Annotated in this window: 13 protein-coding genes; 9 read left to right on the top strand and 4 right to left on the bottom strand. The window is 61.1% G+C overall.

The features are described 5' to 3' along the window. Positions 1–40: 40 nt before the first annotated feature. Positions 41–907, top strand: coding sequence for a hypothetical protein (locus ACMUJL_RS18455; RefSeq protein WP_416914384.1), 867 nt, complete (start codon positions 41–43; stop codon positions 905–907). Continuing rightward, positions 904–1,854 (top strand): GNAT family N-acetyltransferase, encoded by a 951-nt coding sequence (locus ACMUJL_RS18450; RefSeq protein WP_375571857.1) that lies wholly within the window; start codon positions 904–906, stop codon positions 1,852–1,854. Before ACMUJL_RS18455 ends, ACMUJL_RS18450 begins: the two co-directional genes overlap by 4 nt. A gap of 8 nt (positions 1,855–1,862) precedes the next feature. Here the strand turns inward: ACMUJL_RS18450 and ACMUJL_RS18445 are convergent, their stop codons facing one another. Beyond that, positions 1,863–3,725, bottom strand: a complete 1,863-nt coding sequence (locus ACMUJL_RS18445; RefSeq protein ID WP_375571859.1) for a methyltransferase domain-containing protein — start codon at positions 3,723–3,725, stop codon at positions 1,863–1,865. 339 nt (positions 3,726–4,064) lie between these two features. On the opposite strand from ACMUJL_RS18445, the gene ACMUJL_RS18440 reads away from it, so the two are divergent. From ACMUJL_RS18440 to ACMUJL_RS18430, 3 genes are all read left to right on the top strand, one after another. Then, positions 4,065–5,021: an IS5 family transposase gene (locus ACMUJL_RS18440; RefSeq protein WP_375568772.1), complete on the top strand. Its 957-nt coding sequence runs from the start codon at positions 4,065–4,067 to the stop codon at positions 5,019–5,021. A gap of 206 nt (positions 5,022–5,227) precedes the next feature. Beyond that, a complete protein-coding gene (locus ACMUJL_RS18435) occupies positions 5,228–7,297 on the top strand; it encodes a glycosyltransferase family 2 protein (RefSeq protein ID WP_416914383.1) in 2,070 nt (689 codons plus the stop codon). A 92-nt stretch (positions 7,298–7,389) separates the two neighbouring features. After that, positions 7,390–8,448, top strand: a complete 1,059-nt coding sequence (locus ACMUJL_RS18430) for an acyltransferase family protein (protein WP_375571863.1) — start codon at positions 7,390–7,392, stop codon at positions 8,446–8,448. 273 nt (positions 8,449–8,721) lie between these two features. Here the strand turns inward: ACMUJL_RS18430 and ACMUJL_RS18425 are convergent, their stop codons facing one another. Next, the gene (locus ACMUJL_RS18425) at positions 8,722–10,518 is read right to left on the bottom strand and encodes an ABC transporter ATP-binding protein (RefSeq protein ID WP_375571865.1); all 1,797 of its coding nucleotides are present in this window, start codon (positions 10,516–10,518) and stop codon (positions 8,722–8,724) included. A 261-nt stretch (positions 10,519–10,779) separates the two neighbouring features. Here ACMUJL_RS18425 and ACMUJL_RS18420 point away from each other — a divergent pair, with 261 nt between their 5' ends. Then, complete coding sequence (locus tag ACMUJL_RS18420) at positions 10,780–11,784, top strand: hypothetical protein (RefSeq protein ID WP_375571867.1); 1,005 nt, start codon at positions 10,780–10,782, stop codon at positions 11,782–11,784. A gap of 75 nt (positions 11,785–11,859) precedes the next feature. Here ACMUJL_RS18420 and ACMUJL_RS18415 read toward each other — a convergent pair whose 3' ends face one another. Next, the gene (locus ACMUJL_RS18415; protein WP_375571869.1) at positions 11,860–12,273 is read right to left on the bottom strand and encodes a VOC family protein; all 414 of its coding nucleotides are present in this window, start codon (positions 12,271–12,273) and stop codon (positions 11,860–11,862) included. Between the two features lie 113 nt (positions 12,274–12,386). On the opposite strand from ACMUJL_RS18415, the gene ACMUJL_RS18410 reads away from it, so the two are divergent. Together ACMUJL_RS18410 and ACMUJL_RS18405 are read left to right on the top strand one after the other, a co-directional pair. Beyond that, on the top strand, positions 12,387–13,679 hold the full coding sequence (locus ACMUJL_RS18410) for an O-acetylhomoserine aminocarboxypropyltransferase/cysteine synthase family protein (protein ID WP_375571871.1): 1,293 nt from the start codon (positions 12,387–12,389) through the stop codon (positions 13,677–13,679). A gap of 170 nt (positions 13,680–13,849) precedes the next feature. Then, positions 13,850–14,575, top strand: a complete 726-nt coding sequence (locus ACMUJL_RS18405) for an NYN domain-containing protein (RefSeq protein WP_375571873.1) — start codon at positions 13,850–13,852, stop codon at positions 14,573–14,575. 83 nt (positions 14,576–14,658) lie between these two features. Here the strand turns inward: ACMUJL_RS18405 and ACMUJL_RS18400 are convergent, their stop codons facing one another. Next, on the bottom strand, positions 14,659–15,426 hold the full coding sequence (locus tag ACMUJL_RS18400; protein WP_375571875.1) for an SIMPL domain-containing protein: 768 nt from the start codon (positions 15,424–15,426) through the stop codon (positions 14,659–14,661). Positions 15,427–15,619: 193 nt separating this feature from the next. On the opposite strand from ACMUJL_RS18400, the gene ACMUJL_RS18395 reads away from it, so the two are divergent. Then, positions 15,620–18,415: a hypothetical protein gene (locus ACMUJL_RS18395; RefSeq protein ID WP_375571877.1), complete on the top strand. Its 2,796-nt coding sequence runs from the start codon at positions 15,620–15,622 to the stop codon at positions 18,413–18,415. Positions 18,416–18,738: the final 323 nt, after the last annotated feature.

The following is an 18,738-nucleotide window of genomic DNA, read 5'->3' as shown; positions in this document are numbered from 1 at the left end:
TTGCCCGGACGGAACTGTGCCCTGGGCGCGTCACGGGTTCATGACGCCCGTGCCCCTTCAGATGGACTCTGACAGAATTCGGCTGTTTGGCGGAATCCGTGACGATGCAGGTGTCTCGCGGATCGGATGGGTGGATGTGTCGGCGACAGATCCCACGCGGGTTCTTGCCACCTGCGACACCCCTGCCCTGGATATCGGCCGACCGGGAATGTTCGACGACAACGGGGTCATCCTTGGCGACGTCATCAGGCTGCCAGACGGCACCCTGAGGCTCTACTACGTTGGTTTCCAGCTGGTGGAGAAGGTAAAGTTCCTTGCCTTTACAGGCTGCGCGGAAAGCCGCGACGAGGGAATGCATTTCCAACGCGTGCAGGAAACACCCGTTCTTGATCGCGCCCCCCATGCCCTGTTCATCAATGCCCTTCACAGTATCGAACAGACCGAAAGCGGCTTTCGTGCATGGGTATCCTGCGGGCAGCGCTGGCAGACGATAGACCAGCTCACCTATCCGCAATACAATTGCTGGGTGCAAACCAGTGAAGACGGCATTTTCTGGGACAGCCGGACTGCGGTCCAGATTTTTGAAGTATCCGGCGATGAATATCGCGTCGGACGTCCGCGCGCCAATCGCCGGCCTTCGGGCGGCTACGAACTTCGGGTGACCTCTGACACACTATCAAAGCAATATGCCACACGGCGGCTGATCTCCGAAGACGGGGTACGGTTTGAAAGTGATCCCGTCGTCGAATTGCCGCGCGGGCCGACAAACGCATGGGATGGCGAAATGACGTGTTACCCGGCGCGGTTGGACACCGAGGCAGGCGAAAGCTTGCTGTTCTACAACGGCAATGGAATGGGACGCACCGGCGTGGGCGTCGCGCGTTGGTCGAACGGACTTGCCCCATGATCTCGGTCAGGCAGTACAACGCGGGCGACAAGGAAGCCTGGGACAGCTTCGTCGATGCATCGAAGAACGGGACGTTTCTTTTTCGTCGCGATTACATGGACTATCACGCCGACAGAATTACCGATCATTCCTTGATGGTCTTCGAAGATGAACGATTGGTTGCCCTGCTACCCGCCAGTCGCGGCGCCCAAGGGATGATAGCCTCTCATGGCGGGCTGACATATGGCGGGCTTGTAACCGGAAACAAGATGACAGCCGCGCTCGCCCTCGAGGCGTTCCCGATCATACTGGATCATTGCCGGGCAGACGGTTTCACAGCGATGCTCTACAAACCGGTGCCGCATTTCTATCACAGGATCCCCGCAGAAGAGGATCTGCAGGCCCTGTTCCTGTGCGGTGCGCAGATTTGCCGGAGCGACCTGTCCGGCACCGTGCCCCTGAGGAATTCGCTGGGCTTCGCCAAATCAAAAAGAGCGGGTGTGAAAGCTGCGGCAAAAGCCGGTATCGAAGTCATCGAGAGCCAGAGCTTTTCCGATTTCTCGAGCATGTTGGCACAGAACCTTGCAAGCCGACACGGCGCCAGCCCGACACATAGCCAGGCAGAGCTTGAATTGCTGGCAGGACGTTTCCCCCAGGAAATCCGATTGTTCGAGGCAAGACTGAAGGGCGATATCTGCGCTGGCATTCTGATGTTCGATTGCGGGCCGACGGTTCACGCGCAATATATCTCTTCCACGCAGGAGGGGCGCGACATCGGGGCAATAGACGCGATCGTCTCCCACTTGATCACCGAGACCTTCAAGGACCGCGATTGGTTCGACTTCGGGATTTCGACAGTCGATCAGGGCCGTGAATTGAACGTCGGCCTGTCACGCCAAAAGGAAATGTATGGCGCGAGAACAACGGTCTATCAGCAATACCTGGTGCCGCTGACGCCCTTGACCTGAGGGTCACGTCAACGGCGCTGGATCCAGAAACTGCCCCCGCCACCAAGATCAGGATAACGGCTGAACACCTGCCGCACCTCTTTTGTGTGTCGCGTTCCCATCAAATGCGCCGCCCAGAGCACGTTCCATTCCGAATTGTATTGCATGAAGGCTTGCAAGACATACTGCTCGTTCCAGTTGCGGTTCTGGTGCAGCGCCCATTGCTCGGGATATTCGTCGGGCAGAAAGATGTCGTGGATATGCACCATGACCCCCGGTCGCAACCTCGGAATCACTTCGAAGAACAGGTAATTCACATCGCTTCCGACCTTTGAGACATGCGATGAATCGATGAACAGAAGGTCTCCGTCGCCCAATTGATCGAAGAAGGACAGTTCAAGATCTTCGACCTTCGACACGACCAGTTGCGAGATGCCATCGACCCCGTCCAGAAGGAATTGGCGGGGATAAGGTTCAACGCATGTAAAGTTGATGGCGCCATCAAGAACACGACGGTTCACATCCGCAGTGATGAGCGATGAAAAACCCGACCCCACTTCGATCATGTTCTTGGGCCGGAAATGGCAGAGCGCCGCATAGAGGAAATCCGCATCAAGAACCGGATACTGATCGTTACCGTAGAAATATGTTGTCGGATCCGACGGCTTTTCCGTCGGATAGTCGATCTGCGCGACATGCGGCGCGAGGGTCTTGATCAGCGCCAGTTGATCGTCGATCCTGTAGTCGACACCCGGAGTGCCGCTGCGGGGCCGAAAAATCACGTCGCGTCGGCTCTGTATGTCTTCCGGGTCCGCAATCGGCGAATAGAAATGACCGATGGGGAACAGCAATTCGATCTCGGGCTTTTTCTCGACGACATCCGCGGCGCCGCTTGCCATGGGCTCTTCCGAAGAAGGCAGGGCTTGCTGGTCTCCGGACCGGTTGAAAAAGCTTGAAATGTCTTTCTTCGCGCTGCGCAGACCCTTCTTGATACGTTTCCGCAAGGATCGCTGGCGCCGGGCCTCCAACGCCTCGATGACGCTCTGACGTGCATCGGCCAGCGCCTGAAGATGTGCAGTCGACTGCTGGGCCTCTTCTCGCTCCGCTTTGAGATGCTGAAGTTTGACACCGACAACTTCGCTATTGAGAACATCTTCCTCGAAAAGACTGCTTGCGGGAAGCTTGGGAAGCTCTGCATCGCTTGCGATGGCGATCAGGTATATCGGCCGCGCAAGACCGTCGGAGTCCTCCAGTGTGTGGGAATCCGTGGTCTTCACATGGCTCGGCGCACCCTCGAGAAAAATGGCAGACCCAAAGACGACACGTTGACCGTAAAGCGCCACGTTCCGAAAATTGGCGCGCATGAGCGATTGAAATTCATCGCGGTAGAGTTCCTTGACGTGGTACGGGTTCCGCGTACCCGGCACATCCGTATATTCATGCTTTTCGGGGCTGGAGATGATGAAAACACCGCCGGGACGCAGCACGCGGCGCACTTCCTGCATCATCCGGTCGTGTTCGTCGTGGTGCTCTATCGTCTCGAAGCTCACAACGACATCGACGCTGTCATCTTCAAGGGGAATGTCGCTGCAACTGCCAGAGCGGAAATCGACATTCGGCCTTTTGTAGCGCCTCAAGGCATGTTCGACAGAAGACGCGTCGATATCCACGCCAACGACACTTCTTGCGCGCTGGGACATGGCATAGCTGCCGAAACCTTCGCCACTGGCTATGTCCAGTACATCCTTGCCCATCACAAGATCACTGACCATCAGGTAGCGATGCATATGCTCGAGGTAGATATTGCCTTGCGTTTCAGGAGTGTAGCGTTCCCCGGTGAAGGAAAGGATGGTCGACCCGGACTCATTGGCTGGCTGAAAGCTGTTTGGCATGATCTCACAATCTAAACAAATTGGCAGATCCTTCGAATACCGCACAGACCTTGCGAATTGAAATGATATTTGCCTACCACTGCGCGCCTCTCGAGCCCACGAGGTGAGCGTGTATCGTTGCGTCAAGGAAATGTCAAAGGCACCACCTTGCGGCAAGCCATGGTCGGATTGCCGTATGGACGCAAAGTCAGTGAACAGGATTTGGACACCCAGCAATTCAACCAATTTTTTGCTTAACGATACAACGGTTTGACCGGCAAGTCAGGGAAAGTCTGAAAAACCTGCCGGTTTCAGTGTGATGTGGTAGGCTGCGGGCATCGATCGAAGGAGACCGTGTTCATGCCCAAACAGCCCGCCATTCCCGGCCTTTGCGACGCGATGAAGAAGAAGATCACACGGCGCGAGCAGTTTCTGGCAGAGATGGATGCGGTGGTTCCGTGGGGGCGGCTGCTTGCGCTGATCGCGCCACATTACCCGAAGGTTGGGCCGAAGGGCGGGCGGCCTCCGATGCCGCTGGAGACGATGCTGCGCATTTACTTCCTACAGAATTGGTACGCCCTGAGCGACCCGATGGCCGAAGAGACGCTGTATGACAGTGAAGCGATGCGCCGCTTCGCTGGGATCGAACTGGGCTATGACCGCATCCCCGACGAGACCACCATCCTCAACTGCCGGCATCTTCTTGAGCGTCACGGGCTGACCGAGGTGATCTTCGCCGAAGTGAACGCGCATCTGGCAGACAAGGGGATCACGCTGCGCTCTGGCACGCTGGTGGATGCCACGATTATCGATGCGCCGTCTTCGACCAAGAACCAGGCCAGGGCGCGGGACCCCGAGATGTCTTCGACAAAGAAGGGCAATGACTGGTATTTTGGCATGAAGGCCCATGTCGGTGTCGACGTGGACAGCGGCACTGTCCACAGCCTAGAGGCCACGACCGCAAAGGTGCATGACAGCCGGGTCTGGGATGAACTGCTCCATGGCGAAGAGAAGTCGGTCTGGGCCGACAAGGGCTATGTCAGCGCCGAGCGCGAGGCTGCGTTCAGCAAGGATGGCAAGGTCTGGGGTGTGATGCGCAAGGCGCCCAAGGGCGGCAAGCTCGACCCCATCGACGAGGAGATCAACCGGATCATCGCCATGGTGCGCGCCAAGGTCGAACATCCCTTCCGGGTCATCAAGCGGCAGTTCGGTCACATGAAAACGCGGTATCGCGGTTTGGCAAAGAACCGGGCCCATCTGTTCACACTGTTCGCGCTCGGCAACCTGTTCCTCGTCCGACGACGGCTACTGGCATGAGGACGAGTTTGTCGGAAATCGGCATCAACGCCGCTCAGGCGGCTCAAACAGCGCCAAAATCACTGGAAACGGTGCTTGTCTGGCCCCATAGTGCCCTCAAGCGGCAATATCGGCGCAGCCGAGGCCGTTGATCAGACTTTCCTCAGGTTGCAAGCTTTGGGCATTTTTAGTAGCGATACTTTTTATTGATGGTTAGGACAGATTGAATGATTGTTGATGACGATTTAGAGGGTCCCACCAGCGCCCCCACCGACCGGACAGGGAAAAAGGCCGGACCGGCAGAGCCGGTCCACCTGAATCCAATTGATTTGTCGGCAAGATTTCTCAGGAAACCCTTCAAGAACATGCTCAAGTTCTCGTTGGCTCGCCTGATGGTCAACGTCCCATTATTCCCCGAGCGCAGACGTGCCAAATTTGCGGAGTCTGCCACGAAACGTGACTACCGCTGGCTGTCTCAAAAACTGCTGGAAGCAAGCGCATCGCAGGAGTTGCGTAATTCGCAGCAGGCGTTGCCACCTTTCAACGGAGAGATACAGCGCAAGCGCCGTGAGGCTGTGGACAGCACATGGCATGCCGCAATCAATCGCGCCTTGTCTGACACGGATCTCACCACGTTGCCAAAGGTCACCGTTTCCTTTGTGACCTACAACAGCGCAAGATGGCTGGATGACCTGTTCACGTCACTCCTTGCGCAGAATTACCCCAGCGCGAAGCTGAACATTTCCTTCGTGGACAACGGATCAACAGACGAAACCGTTGAGAAAATCACGACGTTCATGGACAGCCACAAGGCAGACTTTGCGTCTGTCATCCTTCGAAAGCAGGACAACCTGGGCTTTGGTGCAGGCCACGACGTGTCGTTCAAAGCCTCCGAAGACGACCTTGTTTTCGTGTCCAATGTCGATCTTCAGTTTCACAAGGACTTGCTGGTCAAAGCCGTCAAGGTGGCTTTGGCGGACAGGGATGATGTCGCCAGTTGGGAACTCAGACAGTGCCCCTACGAGCATCCGAAATTCTACGATCCGATATCCCTGGAAACCAGTTGGTCCAGCCATGCATGCATCCTCATCAGACGCAGCGCCTATGACAAGGTTGGCGGCTATGAAGAGCGTATCTTCATGTATGGCGAGGACGTCGAACTGTCATTCCGGTTTCGCGGAGCGGGCTTCAGGATCAGGTATCTGCCGCACGTCACCGTGACCCATCATGTTGATTTCAAGGATACAAAACTGCGTCCGGATCAGTTCGCGGGTTCGATATCGTCGAATATCCTGCTCAGGCATCGCTATGGCACAGAGGCATTGGCCCGCGAAGGCGTGCAGATGCTGGAAAGCCTCATCGTGAATGAAATTGACAGAAACCGCCGAAGCGGGTTGGTCAAGGCCAAAGAGATTGTGAAGAACAATCGGCAGCACTTCCAGAAGACGAAGCAACCCGAAGTCCAGGTTCATTTTCCATTCAACGGCTTTGACTATGAGGTCAGCAAGCAGGGTTTTGATACACCCTTGCAAAGCGAGGAGCCACTTGACGGACCGCTCGTTTCGATCGTGACCAGAACACACGGCCCGAACACCCAAATGCTCGCAGAGGCCATACTGTCGGTTTGCAATCAGACCTATCAAAACATCGAACATCTGATCATCGAAGATCGCACCAATTTTGCCGAAGATCTGACCGAGGATTTGCGCGCAGCCTATAACAAGAACATTCGCTACATCAAATCAGAGGGCCATGGTCGCTCGGCGGCCGGCAATACGGGTCTGGACCGCGCCAGAGGCCAGTTCATGATGTTTCTGGACAATGACGACCTGCTCCTGGCGGATCACGTCGAGCTTCTTGTGCGTGGCTTGATGGCGAATACCGCCGCGCCCGCCGCTTACGCGCTCGCGTGGGAGATCCCGACATTCTTTGACCAGAGCGGGCGCTATCGCGAAGGTACTCCGCTCAGTGTACCGTCACACGCGACGCCATTCAGCGTGAAGAAACTTCGCAAGATCAACTTCCTTCCGATCCAGAGCGTTCTGTTTCGTCGCGAACTCTACGAAACCTTCGGTGGCTTCGATTTGGAGATCGATCACTTGGAGGACTGGAACCTCTGGTGCCGCTATTCCAGCGCGGGTGCGTTTCACTATGTGCCCAAGACGACGTCTTTGTACCGGGTGCCCGGAGACTACAACTTCAGGTCCGAAAGAACCCGCGTGATGCTTGCCGCCGAAGACGCCGTGGGCAAGAGGAATGAGGAACATTTCAAAAGCCAGACCTTGAAAAACCCGTGACATGCCGCAATCGCTCTGTTCAATCGAAGCAGAGTGTACTTGATGCTGATGTCCTCGCTGTGGCGATCCGGGCATGAACTAGGAAAACCGTCGTGAGCGCACATCCCAATAATTTCGACTTCGTAAGACTTGTTGCTGCGTCCCTCGTGATCTGGGGCCACGCTTATCCCCTGCTGGACGAACCCGGACTTCCCGCCTTCATGGGAAGTTCGATCCATACGCTGGCCGTGAAAGTCTTCTTTGTCGTCTCGGGTTACCTGATCGTTGCAAGTTGGGTCAGGGATCCCGACCCTTGGCGCTACACCATGAAACGCGGCCTGCGGATCCTGCCTGCCCTGTTTGTCGTCGTGATGCTGTCAGCCTTTGTTCTGGGACCTCTGGTGACGACACTCTCGTTGGGCGATTACTTCTCAAGTCCCGTCCTGATATCGTATTTCAAGAATATCCTGCTGAATATCCGCTACTTTCTGCCCGGCGTTTTTGACGGCAACATCTATCCCTCGGCGGTCAACGGCTCGCTTTGGACCCTGCCGGTCGAGGCGACGATGTATTTCTTCGTCTTGCTCCTCGGGGTCGCAACCCTGTGGTCCTCACAGCAGTTTTTCAAGTTCGGTTGGCTTGTGCTGACCTTGGTGTTTCTGACAACCGTCGCGGTGCGCACATTTTTCCTGCCCGAGCTTTTCCAGGGGCTGATCGTGCAAGGGATGCTTGTGACTGCCTTTCTGGATGTCACACCTTACTTCATGGTCGGCGGTTGTCTTTTCCTGTTCTCGCGGGTCATACCCCAGTCGCTGCCAGTGGCGCTGGTACTGGTTGCAGGAAGCTATCTGCTGCAAGGCACGTTTGCCGCGTTCAGTCTTCTGAACATCGTGATCCTCAGCTATGCCGTTGTGGCCTTCGGCAATAGTTCAACGCCTTTCATCAGGCGCGCCGGCAGGTTCGGTGACATGTCCTACGGCGTCTATCTTTATGGCTTTCCGGTTGCGCAAACGCTGTCATGGGCATTCGGACGTGACATGCCATTTGTCGCGCACATCCTTTGGACGCTCGTCATTTCGCTGGGGTTTGCCTTCACGTCATGGCATCTGGTCGAGAAACGGGCCCTGTCGCTCAAAGGGGTCTTTTCCCGGTCGCGCCAACCGGCAAATTGACCTCAAGGCGCGATGTCCTGACGGAACGTCTGCACGGATGAGGAACTCAACCGCAGCTGACGGTCCGGCAAAGTACCCGTCAAACCCGCGATAGGCGATGAAATACGGCCAGGTTCTTTCGAACAGGTGCAAGAGCTTGTCCACACGCGCGACTGGTGCGTGTCGCGCCCACCGCGGCCTTCAAGGGAAACCTCCAAGGCAAGATACAGCAGCACGTAGGCTCAGGTTTACCGGCGGCCCTGCCCCAACCCGGCACAATCGCCGCCGCATGGCCTATTCCGCGACCGATCGCGCCCCACCGAACTGCACATCATGCAGCGCCTTGAACTTGCCGTCCTTGGCCAACAGTTCATCGACGGTTCCCTGTTCCAGTATCTGTCCCGCCTCGACATAGCAGATGCAATCGGCGTTCATCACGGTGGACAGGCGGTGCGCGATCACGATGGTCGTCACCCCTTCGGTGATCCGGGCCAGCGCATCGCGCACCAGGACCTCGGAATGGCTGTCCAGCGCGCTTGTCGCCTCGTCCAAAAGCAGGATCGGCGCGCGGCGCAACACGGCGCGGGCGATCGACAGGCGCTGACGCTGTCCACCCGACAGGAAGGACCCGTTCTCGCCGATCTGGGTCTGATAGCCCTGCGGCAGCTTCTCGATGAACTCATGGGCATGGGCGATCTTCGCCGCCTCGACAACCTCGTCATCCGAGGCATCGGGCCGCGCCAGCCGCAGGTTGTCCATCACGGTGGCGGAAAACAGGAACGTGTCCTGCCCCACGAAGGCAATCTTGCTGCGCAATGACATGAACGTCGCCTTGGCGATATCCTGCCCGTCGATCAGCACGCGCCCCGCGACGGGATCGTAAAGCCGCAGGATCAGGTTCAGCAGCGTAGACTTGCCCCCGCCAGAGGGACCGACAAGCGCCGTTGTCTTGCCGGCGGCAAAGGCTGTCGACACGCCATTCACCACGGCGGCCTTTTCATTATAGGCGAAATGCACATCCTCAAGCTGGACAGCGCCGGGCCCATCCTCGAGCGGCACCGCATCGGGATCCTCGGCCATGGTCATCGGCTGATCCAGCAGGTCATACATCATCTTGATGCCGACCATGCTGCTTTCGATGATCACCCGCATCCGCGACAGCCGCTTGGCGGGTTCATAGGCCATCAGGAAGGCCGTCACGAAGGACATCAGCTGCCCCGGCGTGCCCGGGGCCTGTCCAAAGATGTTCACGGCGCTCAGGATCACGATCGAGGCGATGGCAAGCCCGGTGATGATATCCAGCAGCGGCATCGTCGCCGCCTCCAGCTGCACCATCCGGTTGGCGCGCTTTTCGACCTCGCGGACGGCCGTGTTCATCCGCGTGGACATCCGTGGTTCCAATCCGAAGGCCTTGACCACCCGCGCCCCGGTCGAGGTTTCCTGCACGACCTTGATGATCTCGCCAAGGCCGGCCATTTCCATCGCCATGATCGCACGCACGTTCTTCAGGATTTTCTGCAGGCCGTAAAGCGCGGCCGGCCCCACGACCAGGCTGATCAGGGACAGGAAGGGCTGCTGATAGAACATCACCGCCACCAGTCCGATCAGCGTGAGCAGGTCCCGGATGAAGCCGGTCACGATGGTGTCGATCGCACGCCGTGCCGCCTGCGCGCTTTGGGTGACCTTCAGCAGCAGGTCCGAGGACTCGTTCATGTTGAAGAAGGCCACACCCTGCTTCAGCATACGGTCATAAAGCTGCATCTGCTTCTGTGCGACAATCCGGTTGCCGGCCCGCGCCATCAGTACCGCCTGCGCATAGAAGGCGACGCCCTTGAAGGCAAAGATCAACGCCACACCGACGCCCACCATCATCACGCGGCGTCGATCCTCGGGGGTGGAGAGCGTGTCGATGATCTCGCCCATCATCCAGGCAGACAGAGCGGTCGAGGCCGCAACCATGATCATGGCGGCCACGGCCGCCAGGTATTTCCAGCGATGTTCCGTAAAACTTTCCAGCAACAAGCGCATGAGCAGCCGATCAGCAGGCATGCGTGCCAGCAGGCGTTCGTTCCAGGGCATTTTCTGTGTCATGGGTCTGCTACCGATCTGTCTCGGTCCTGTTTTCTGGCCTCCCCTAGCAGCTTGGGCCAAGAGGGTCGATATGTAACTTGGCATCAGGCCTGCCATCCCGGACCCAGCCGGGCCCTTCATCGGGTCAAAAGTGCCCATCCTGCGCGCCCATTACAAGGGGCTGCACCAACACCTGCCGATACGCACCCGATCCCCCCTTCTGTACCGGCTTGAACCCGCCTATAGTCCGTCCTGACGACAGGCAGTGACGGGTGCGAGAGTATGGCGAAGCGGGCAGGCAAAACCCAACCTTTCAACATTCTCATCGTGGCCCAGCGCGGACGGCTTCAATACGAGGCGCTGCTTTTCGCGGCCAGCCTGCGCCACAGCAGCCCCGATCACGCCGCGCGGCTTTTCGTGGCGGTGCCGCAACCCGGCCCGCTCTGGCCCAATGATCCCTCTGTGATCGATGCCGATGTTCTGGCCCTGCTGGACGAGCTGGGGGCACAGGTGATCCCCTTTGAAAGCCGCCATTTCGGCGCGGCCTACCCTTATGGCAACAAGATCGAGGCGCTGTTCGCCCTGCCCAAGGACGAGCCCTTTGTTTTCTTCGACACCGATACGCTGATCACCGGCGATCTGGGCACGGTGCCCTTCGATTTCGACCGCCCCACCGCATCCTTGCGCCGCGAGGGGACATGGCCGCAGATCGAACTTTACGGCCCCGGCTACAGCGCGATCTGGAAATCGCTCTACGACCGCTTCGGGCTGGATTTCGAAAGCTCGCTCGATCCCGCGCAACCCGATGAATACTGGCAGAAATACCTCTATTTCAACGCGGGCTTCTTCTTCTATCGCTGCCCCCATGTCTTCGGGAAACGGTTCCTCGACATGGCACTTGCGATCCGCGACACCCCGCCGCCCGAACTGGTCTGCCAGTCCCTTGATCCCTGGCTGGACCAGGTGGCGCTGCCGCTGGTGATCCACGGCTTCGGCGGCGGGCGCAACACCCTGCCCGGCGGCCTGCTCGACGGCGACGTCAGTTGTCACTACAGGCTCTTGCCGCTGCTCTATGCGCGCGAAAGCGACAGGGCGGTCGAAGTGCTTGAGGCGGTGAGCACGCCCAACCGCGTCAAGCGCGTCCTCAAGGAATACGAACCCGCCAAGCGGATGATCTACCAGGGACGCGGCCAGAAGGTGCGCGAGATGTTCGACCGCGACGCCCTGCCGCGACGCGAACAGATGATCCGCAACCAGATCAAGAAGGCAGGCTTCTGGATGCGCTGAAACGCGCGCGGCGCGCATCGCCCGGATGCGCGCCGCCGTGTATCATCGACATTGAAATCGCCCTGCAATCCGTTGTCAGGACGCGAAAATCCCGGTGGTGTCCGCAAAGCCCTTCACTTCGATCGGGTTGCCCGACAGGTCGCGGAAGAACATGGTCCACTGCTCGCCCGGCTCACCTTGGAACCGCACCGAGGGCGGGATCACGAAATCGACGCCCGCATCTTCCAGCCGCTTGGCCAGAACCTTCCAGTCCGCCAGCCCCAGCACGATCCCGAAATGCGGCATCGGTACCATGTGTTCACCGACCTTGCCGGTATTGGCCGTGGCAAAGGGCGTGCCCTTGTGCAGGCTCAGCTGATGGCCGAAGAAATCGAAATCCACCCAGGTGTCGGTGCTGCGCCCCTCTTCGGCACCCATGATGCCGGAATAGAATTCCCGTGCCGCATCCAGATCGTGAACATGAATCGCAAGATGGAAGACCGAACGCATGCTTTTTCCTTTCCGGGCCGCTGCCCGCCTGTTGCCGCGCGCAGCACCGTTGTGATGTGGCGCGCGATGTCCTACTGATTTGCGCAATCCAATACAAAAGGGAGGAGAGTTCAATGACAGATGCACCCGGCTACGGTTTCGACACCCTGCAGATCCACGCAGGCAGCCGCCCCGACCCCGCCACAGGCGCGCGCCAGACGCCGATCTACCAGACCACGGCCTATGTGTTCCGCGACGCGGACCATGCTGCGGCCCTCTTCAACCTGCAGGAAGTGGGCTATATCTACTCGCGCCTTACCAACCCCACCGTCGCCGTGCTTCAGGAACGCATCGCCACGCTCGAGGGTGGCGTGGGCGCGGTCTGCTGCTCTTCGGGTCATGCCGCGCAGATCATGGCGCTTTTCCCGCTGATGGCGCCGGGGCGCAACATCGTGGCCTCGACCCGGCTCTATGGCGGCACCGTCACCCAGTTCAGCCAGACCATCAAGCGCTTCGGCTGGTCCGCGAAATTCGTCGATTTCGACGATCTGGACGCGGTCAAGGCCGCCATCGACGATGACACCCGCGCCGTCTTCTGCGAGGCGATCGCCAACCCCGGCGGCTATATCACCGATCTGGACGCGATCAGCGCGATTTCCGACGCGGCCGGCGTGCCTCTCATCGTCGACAACACCTCGGCCACGCCCTATCTCTGCCGCCCGATCGACCATGGCGCGACACTGGTCGTGCATTCGACCACCAAATACCTGACCGGCAACGGCACCGTCACCGGCGGCGCCGTGGTGGACAGCGGCCGCTTCGACTGGTCGGCCTCGGACAAGTTCCCCTCCCTCTCCGCGCCCGAACCCGCCTATCACGGCCTCAAGTTCCACGAGACCTTCGGCCCGCTGGCCTTCACCTTCCACGGCATCGCCATCGGCCTGCGCGATCTGGGCATGACGATGAACCCGCAGGCGGCGCATTACACGCTGATGGGCATCGAAACCCTCAGCCTGCGGATGCAGCGCCACGTGGAGAACGCGGTGACCGTCGCCGGCTGGCTCGAAACCCACCCGGCGGTGGATTACGTCACCTATGCGGGCCTGCCCTCCTCGCCCTATAACGATCGCGTGGCGCGGATCTGCCCGCGCGGTGCGGGTGGCCTCTTCACCGTGGCCCTCAAGGGCGGCTACGAGGCCTGCGTCAAGTTCGTCGACAGCCTCGAGCTTTTCAGCCATGTCGCCAACCTCGGTGACACGCGCAGCCTCGTGATACACTCGGCCTCCACCACCCACCGCCAACTGTCCGAGGCCCAGCAGGTCGCGGCCGGCGCAGGCCCCAACGTGGTGCGCATCTCGATCGGGATCGAGGATGCGAACGACCTGATCGCAGATCTGGACCAGGCGCTGAAGAAAGCCTCGGCCTGATCCGCCGTCATAATACGACAGACCAATGACACAAGGCCCGCCGCCCCTGAAAGGGTGGCGGGCTTTTCCATTTGCGCGCGGTACGGCACGGCTTGACGCAACGGATGCTTGATCATGCGGGCGCGCCATGCAACCCTGAATGAAATTGCATTTGAAAAGACACTTTCTGCATGAACGACCCTCAGCCCGTCGCCACCGCACCGGTGGAGAATAACGTCAGAAAACGGATTGCCGTCCTGGTGGATGGGGACAACGTCGCGGGCACGCATGCCCCTGAAATCCAGCGGATCGCACAGGCGCAGGGAACGCCACAGGTAATCCGGGTCTACCTCGACGCCCAGCGCCCCACGGCATGGCATGATGTGCCCGGCTTCAGGCTGATCCATGCAGGTCAAGGCAAGAACGCTTCGGACCTTCTGATGGCAATCGATGCCATGGAACTGGCGCTGTCTGACAGGGCGGACAGTTTCGTGATCGTCAGTTCGGACGGTGATTTCACCCATCTTGCTCAGCGATTGCGGGAGTTCGGGTTCGCCGTGATGGGCCTTGGCGATCACAAGGCGCCCCGCCATTTGCGCGCGGCCTGCACCGCCTTCACCCAGTTGACGCGGTCCGAAACGAAGGCGCTTGTTTCGGAACCCACGCAAGCGGCGACCGTTTTGACGGAAATCGACAGGAAGATCAGCCGCGAGATTGCCACCCAAGGCCAGAAAGGCAAGGGGTTGCGCCTGGCTCTTCTCGGGGCCCGCATGCATCGGATGCACAATTTTCGGATCAGCACGCAGCCCGAACGCACATGGCGCGCCTACCTGTTGGCCCGCCCCCATCTGTTCGACCTGGGCCCGAGGGGGCCGGATGCGATGGTCAGGTTGCGTCCCGGCAACGAAGGGGCCTAGCCCCCCTTCTTCTTGCCGAAAATATCCCGGGGGGGCGTTCAACGCAGTTGAACGTGGGGGGCAGCGCCCCCCGCCAGCCCGGACTATTCCAGTGCAAAGACCATCTGCACCGATGCGGACACACCCACCTCGCCCGCCGCGATCGGCACCGCATCGGACCGCATCGCGGCCATTTCCATCATCTGCGGTCGTGGCATGCCTCCGCCGGTTTCCGACAGGCTGATCACCGGCCCAAGGCGCACGCCCGCAGCCTCGGCAAACAGCGCGGCCTTGCGCCTTGCATCGGCCACGGCAAGGCGCCGCGCCTCGTCCATGGCGCTGTCGGGGTCCTGAAGTCCGAAGCTGACCCCGTCCAGCCGGTTGGCCCCATCGGTGACCAAAGCGTCCAGCACCGGGCCCAGCGCATCAAGGTCGCGCAGGCGCAGGCTGACGATATTGCTGGCCTCGAACCCCCAGGGTGCGGGCTGGCCCTGCTGCCCGGACCGGTCGCGCCACACCGGGTTCAGCGACAGGCCCGCGGTCTGCATGTCCCGTGCCGCGACGCCCAGGCCCTCCAACCGCGCCAGCATGGCCGCCACCGCATCCGACGTCATGCGCAAGGCCGTGGCGGCGACACGGTCCTGATGCGTGACACCGATCCGGACCATCGCCATGTCGGGCGCAAGATCCACGCGCCCCGTCCCGCCGATGCTCAGGGTGCGGGACGCCTCGGCAAGGCCAGCCCCTTGCGCCATAGCGGCCCCGGTCCAGGCCGGGCGCATCTCTCCGACAGAGCCGCCGTGCAGCGGTGCAAGCAGCAGTGCGGCCAGTGCACCACCAGTCAGGATCATCGGTTTCGCTATCCGTCGCATCGGTTGTCCTTTCACGTCACGAACCCGGGCCACGGGTCCCGTGATCCAGCTTGCACCAGCCATGCCATGCGACCAAGAGGGCGCCGCTCTCCTCAGGGGTGTTTTTCTTCCCCTCGGCAAGAAGCTGCTGTAAAACTCGGTCCAGAGCGGCAAGGACTCCCCGTCGCTCTTTCCGAATGATAGTCAGGCGTGAATGAAACCGAATTTTGCACTTGTCCTGTCCTTTGACGGCATCGGGCTGCTTAACCGCGCCCCGGTTGGCTGGCATATGGTGGGCGAGGTGGCGCTGGACACGTCCGATCTGGCCCCGGCGCTGGCCGTTCTGCGGCGCACCGCGACCCAGCTGGACAGCGAAGGCCTGCGCAGCAAGCTGGTCATTCCGAACGAACAGATTCGCTACCTGACGTTGCCCGCCCCTGCGCGCGGCACCGATATGGCGGCCCATGTCGCGGCCAGCCTCGATGGGGCCACGCCCTATGACGTGGCCGACCTGCGGTTCGACTGGGTCAGCGTCGGGGATCAGCTGCATGTGGCGGCCGTGGCCCTGGAAACGCTGGACGAGGCGTCAAGCTTTGCCACCGAACACGGGTTTGCCCCCGTCAGCTATGTCGCCATCCCCCCGGCCGACACCTTCCCCGGAGAGCCGTTCTTCGGCCTGACACCCGAGGCCGCGACGCTGATCCGCCCCGGTGACCGGCTGCTGCGCGACACCCATGCCATCCGGATCATCGGTCCTGCGGAACGCCCAACCCCCGCCGATGTGCCAGTCGAGACGCCAGTCGATCTGCCGACCGATGTGCCGACCGATGTGCCAGACGAAACGCGCGCGGCCCCCGCAACAGCCGAAATCAACGAACCGGCACCTGTCGCCGACACCGCGCCCGCAGAAGCGGTCGCGCCTGACCCGCAGCTCACCCGTGACGCCCCCGTCGCACCAGGGGCGCCCGAGGCGCAGCCCAGCCGCTTCTCCCTGATCGAACCTCCCGCGCCCGAGGTGGCAGAAGCCCTCGCGGCGGACACGGACGCGCCAGACGACGACGCGCTCACCACGGCGCAAGCGCCGGATCAGCCCGCCACCGTTGATCCGGTCGCCACCGTCAGCGACCAGGGTGCGGCGCCCGAAGACGCGCCCCCCCTGCCCCGGTTCTCCACCCGGCGCGACCGTACCGAGCCCCCCCTGACCGCCAGGAAACCCATCGTGGCGGAACTGCCCCCGCTGCCCGAACTGAACGCAGAGGGATGGACGGGCCTGCCCGGCGATCTGTGGGGCGCAACGGACACCGAAACAGAAGAGGACGCGCCGCCACCGCGCCCGACCCCGCCCCTTGTGGCCAGGAAAGACGGCGGCGCTCAGGACGCGGACAATGCCGCCGCCCTGACACCTGCCCCCTTCATCTCGCCCCCCGCGCCTGAGCCTGCGACGCAAGACGATACGGCCGCCGGTCTGACAGGCGCGCTGCTGGCGCGATTGGCCCGCAAGGGCGCACCCGATCCCGAGGCCGAAGCGGAAACCACGCCCGCCAGCCCCCGCAAGGCCGCCCGCACCAAGGTCAAACCCACCCATAGCGAACGCCAAAGGCTCACCGTCTTCGGCGCGCGCAAACCCGAGGTCGAGGCCGCGGCCATCGGCGGCAAGCCGCGCTATCTCGGCGTCGTGCTGACGGGCATCCTCGTGCTTTTCCTCGCGGCAGTCGGCGCATGGTCCGCGATGTTCAGCGACAGCGGCCTGCGTGGCTTCTTCGGACAGACCACGCCAGACATCGCCGAGGCGACAGCTACCCCGGACAGGGCAGCGCCAACGCCCGCCGAACCCGTGGCAATGGCAGAGGACATCCGGCAGCCCCCGCCCGCGGCCCTGCCGGAGGCCGAAACCGCCACCGCGCCGGCGCCAGAGACCGCGACCACGAACGCGACCACGAACGCGCCCGCCGCCAGCGACACGCCCACCCCGCTGCCCACCGGCGATCTGCCGTCGGACCTGGCACAGCTGCCGCCCCCTTCCACGCAGGAGGCGCGACAGGCCGCGCTCTCCTCCTATGCCGCGACGGGGATCTGGCAGATCGCGCCCGACCAGCCCGAGGCGCCGGTGTCGCAATCGCTCGACACGCTCTACCTCGCCTCGATCGACAGCAGCCTGCAGAACCTCGACGCGGTCGCCCTGCCCGATATCCGCCGCGCCCTCAGCGATGTGCGCCCCGAGGCGCAATCGAACCCCGCCGCACCGGGCAAGCAATTCGATCTGGACGCACGCGGCCTCGTGATCGCCACACCCGAAGGCGCCGAAACACCCGAAGGCGTGATCGTCTATACCGGGCGTCCCCCGCTGACGCCGCCGGGCATTCCCACCCGGTTCGCGCAGACACCCCAGGCGAATGCCCAGCCCGAACCCGATCTGGCCGGGGTGCGCCCCCGCCTGCGTCCCGACACGCTGATCGAAAGCAATGAACGCGCCACGCTGGGGGGGCTCAGCCGCAGCGAACTGGCCGGCCTGCGCCCGCGCGCGCGCCCCGAAACGCTGGCGGCGGTGGCCCTTGCCCTGCGCGAGGCTGATCAGGCCGAGGTCGAGGCGGACGAGGCCGATGCACAGGACACAGGCACCGATCAGGCCATCGCCTCCTCGCTCAAGCCGCTGGCCCGCCCGCGCGACCTGACCACGAACACTGACAGCGCGGGATCGTCGCGACAGCAGGTCGCATCAGCCGCCGCACTGGCGCCGCAGCGCAACGCGGCGCCGCAAATCCCGTCATCCGCCTCGGTCGCGCAACAGGCGACGGTGCGGGGCGCGATCAACCTGCGACAGGTCAACCTGATCGGCGTCTATGGCCAGCCCTCCAACCGCCGCGCGCTGGTGCGCCTGTCCAACGGCCGCTACCAGAAAGTCCAGGTCGGAGACCGCCTCGACGGAGGCCAGGTCCGCGCCATCGGCGAAAACGAGCTGAGCTACGTCAAGAACAACCGCGCGATCGTCCTGACCATGCCGAACGGGTGATGGGGGGAGGACAGCATGCATTAAGGGAAACCATATCAGAGGATGTTAGGAATAGCTTGGGCGAAGCAACTACATACATCCGCCTTTAATGAAAAGAATTTTGCGGCTGCTCGCCGCTAATAGCTAGAATAAGTCCTAATACTTTACACTTAGCATGCAGAAATTGAACTGCCAACCAAAAGAGCAAAACGGGTTAGATCAACAAACGTCAAAATTATTGCGGCATCATTCTTTAGCAGCATACAATTTTTAGTAGCAATGCGCGAGATAATAGGTTAGTCGTATTGTGTGCGGGCGTGAGCTTCGTGCTCGGCTGCTTTTGC

The sequence above is a fragment of the Seohaeicola sp. genome (genome assembly GCF_048006315.1).
GTDB lineage: Bacteria > Pseudomonadota > Alphaproteobacteria > Rhodobacterales > Rhodobacteraceae > Seohaeicola.
The sequence above is the reverse complement of the archived record's forward strand: the minus strand, read 5'-3'. Positions and strand labels throughout refer to the sequence as shown.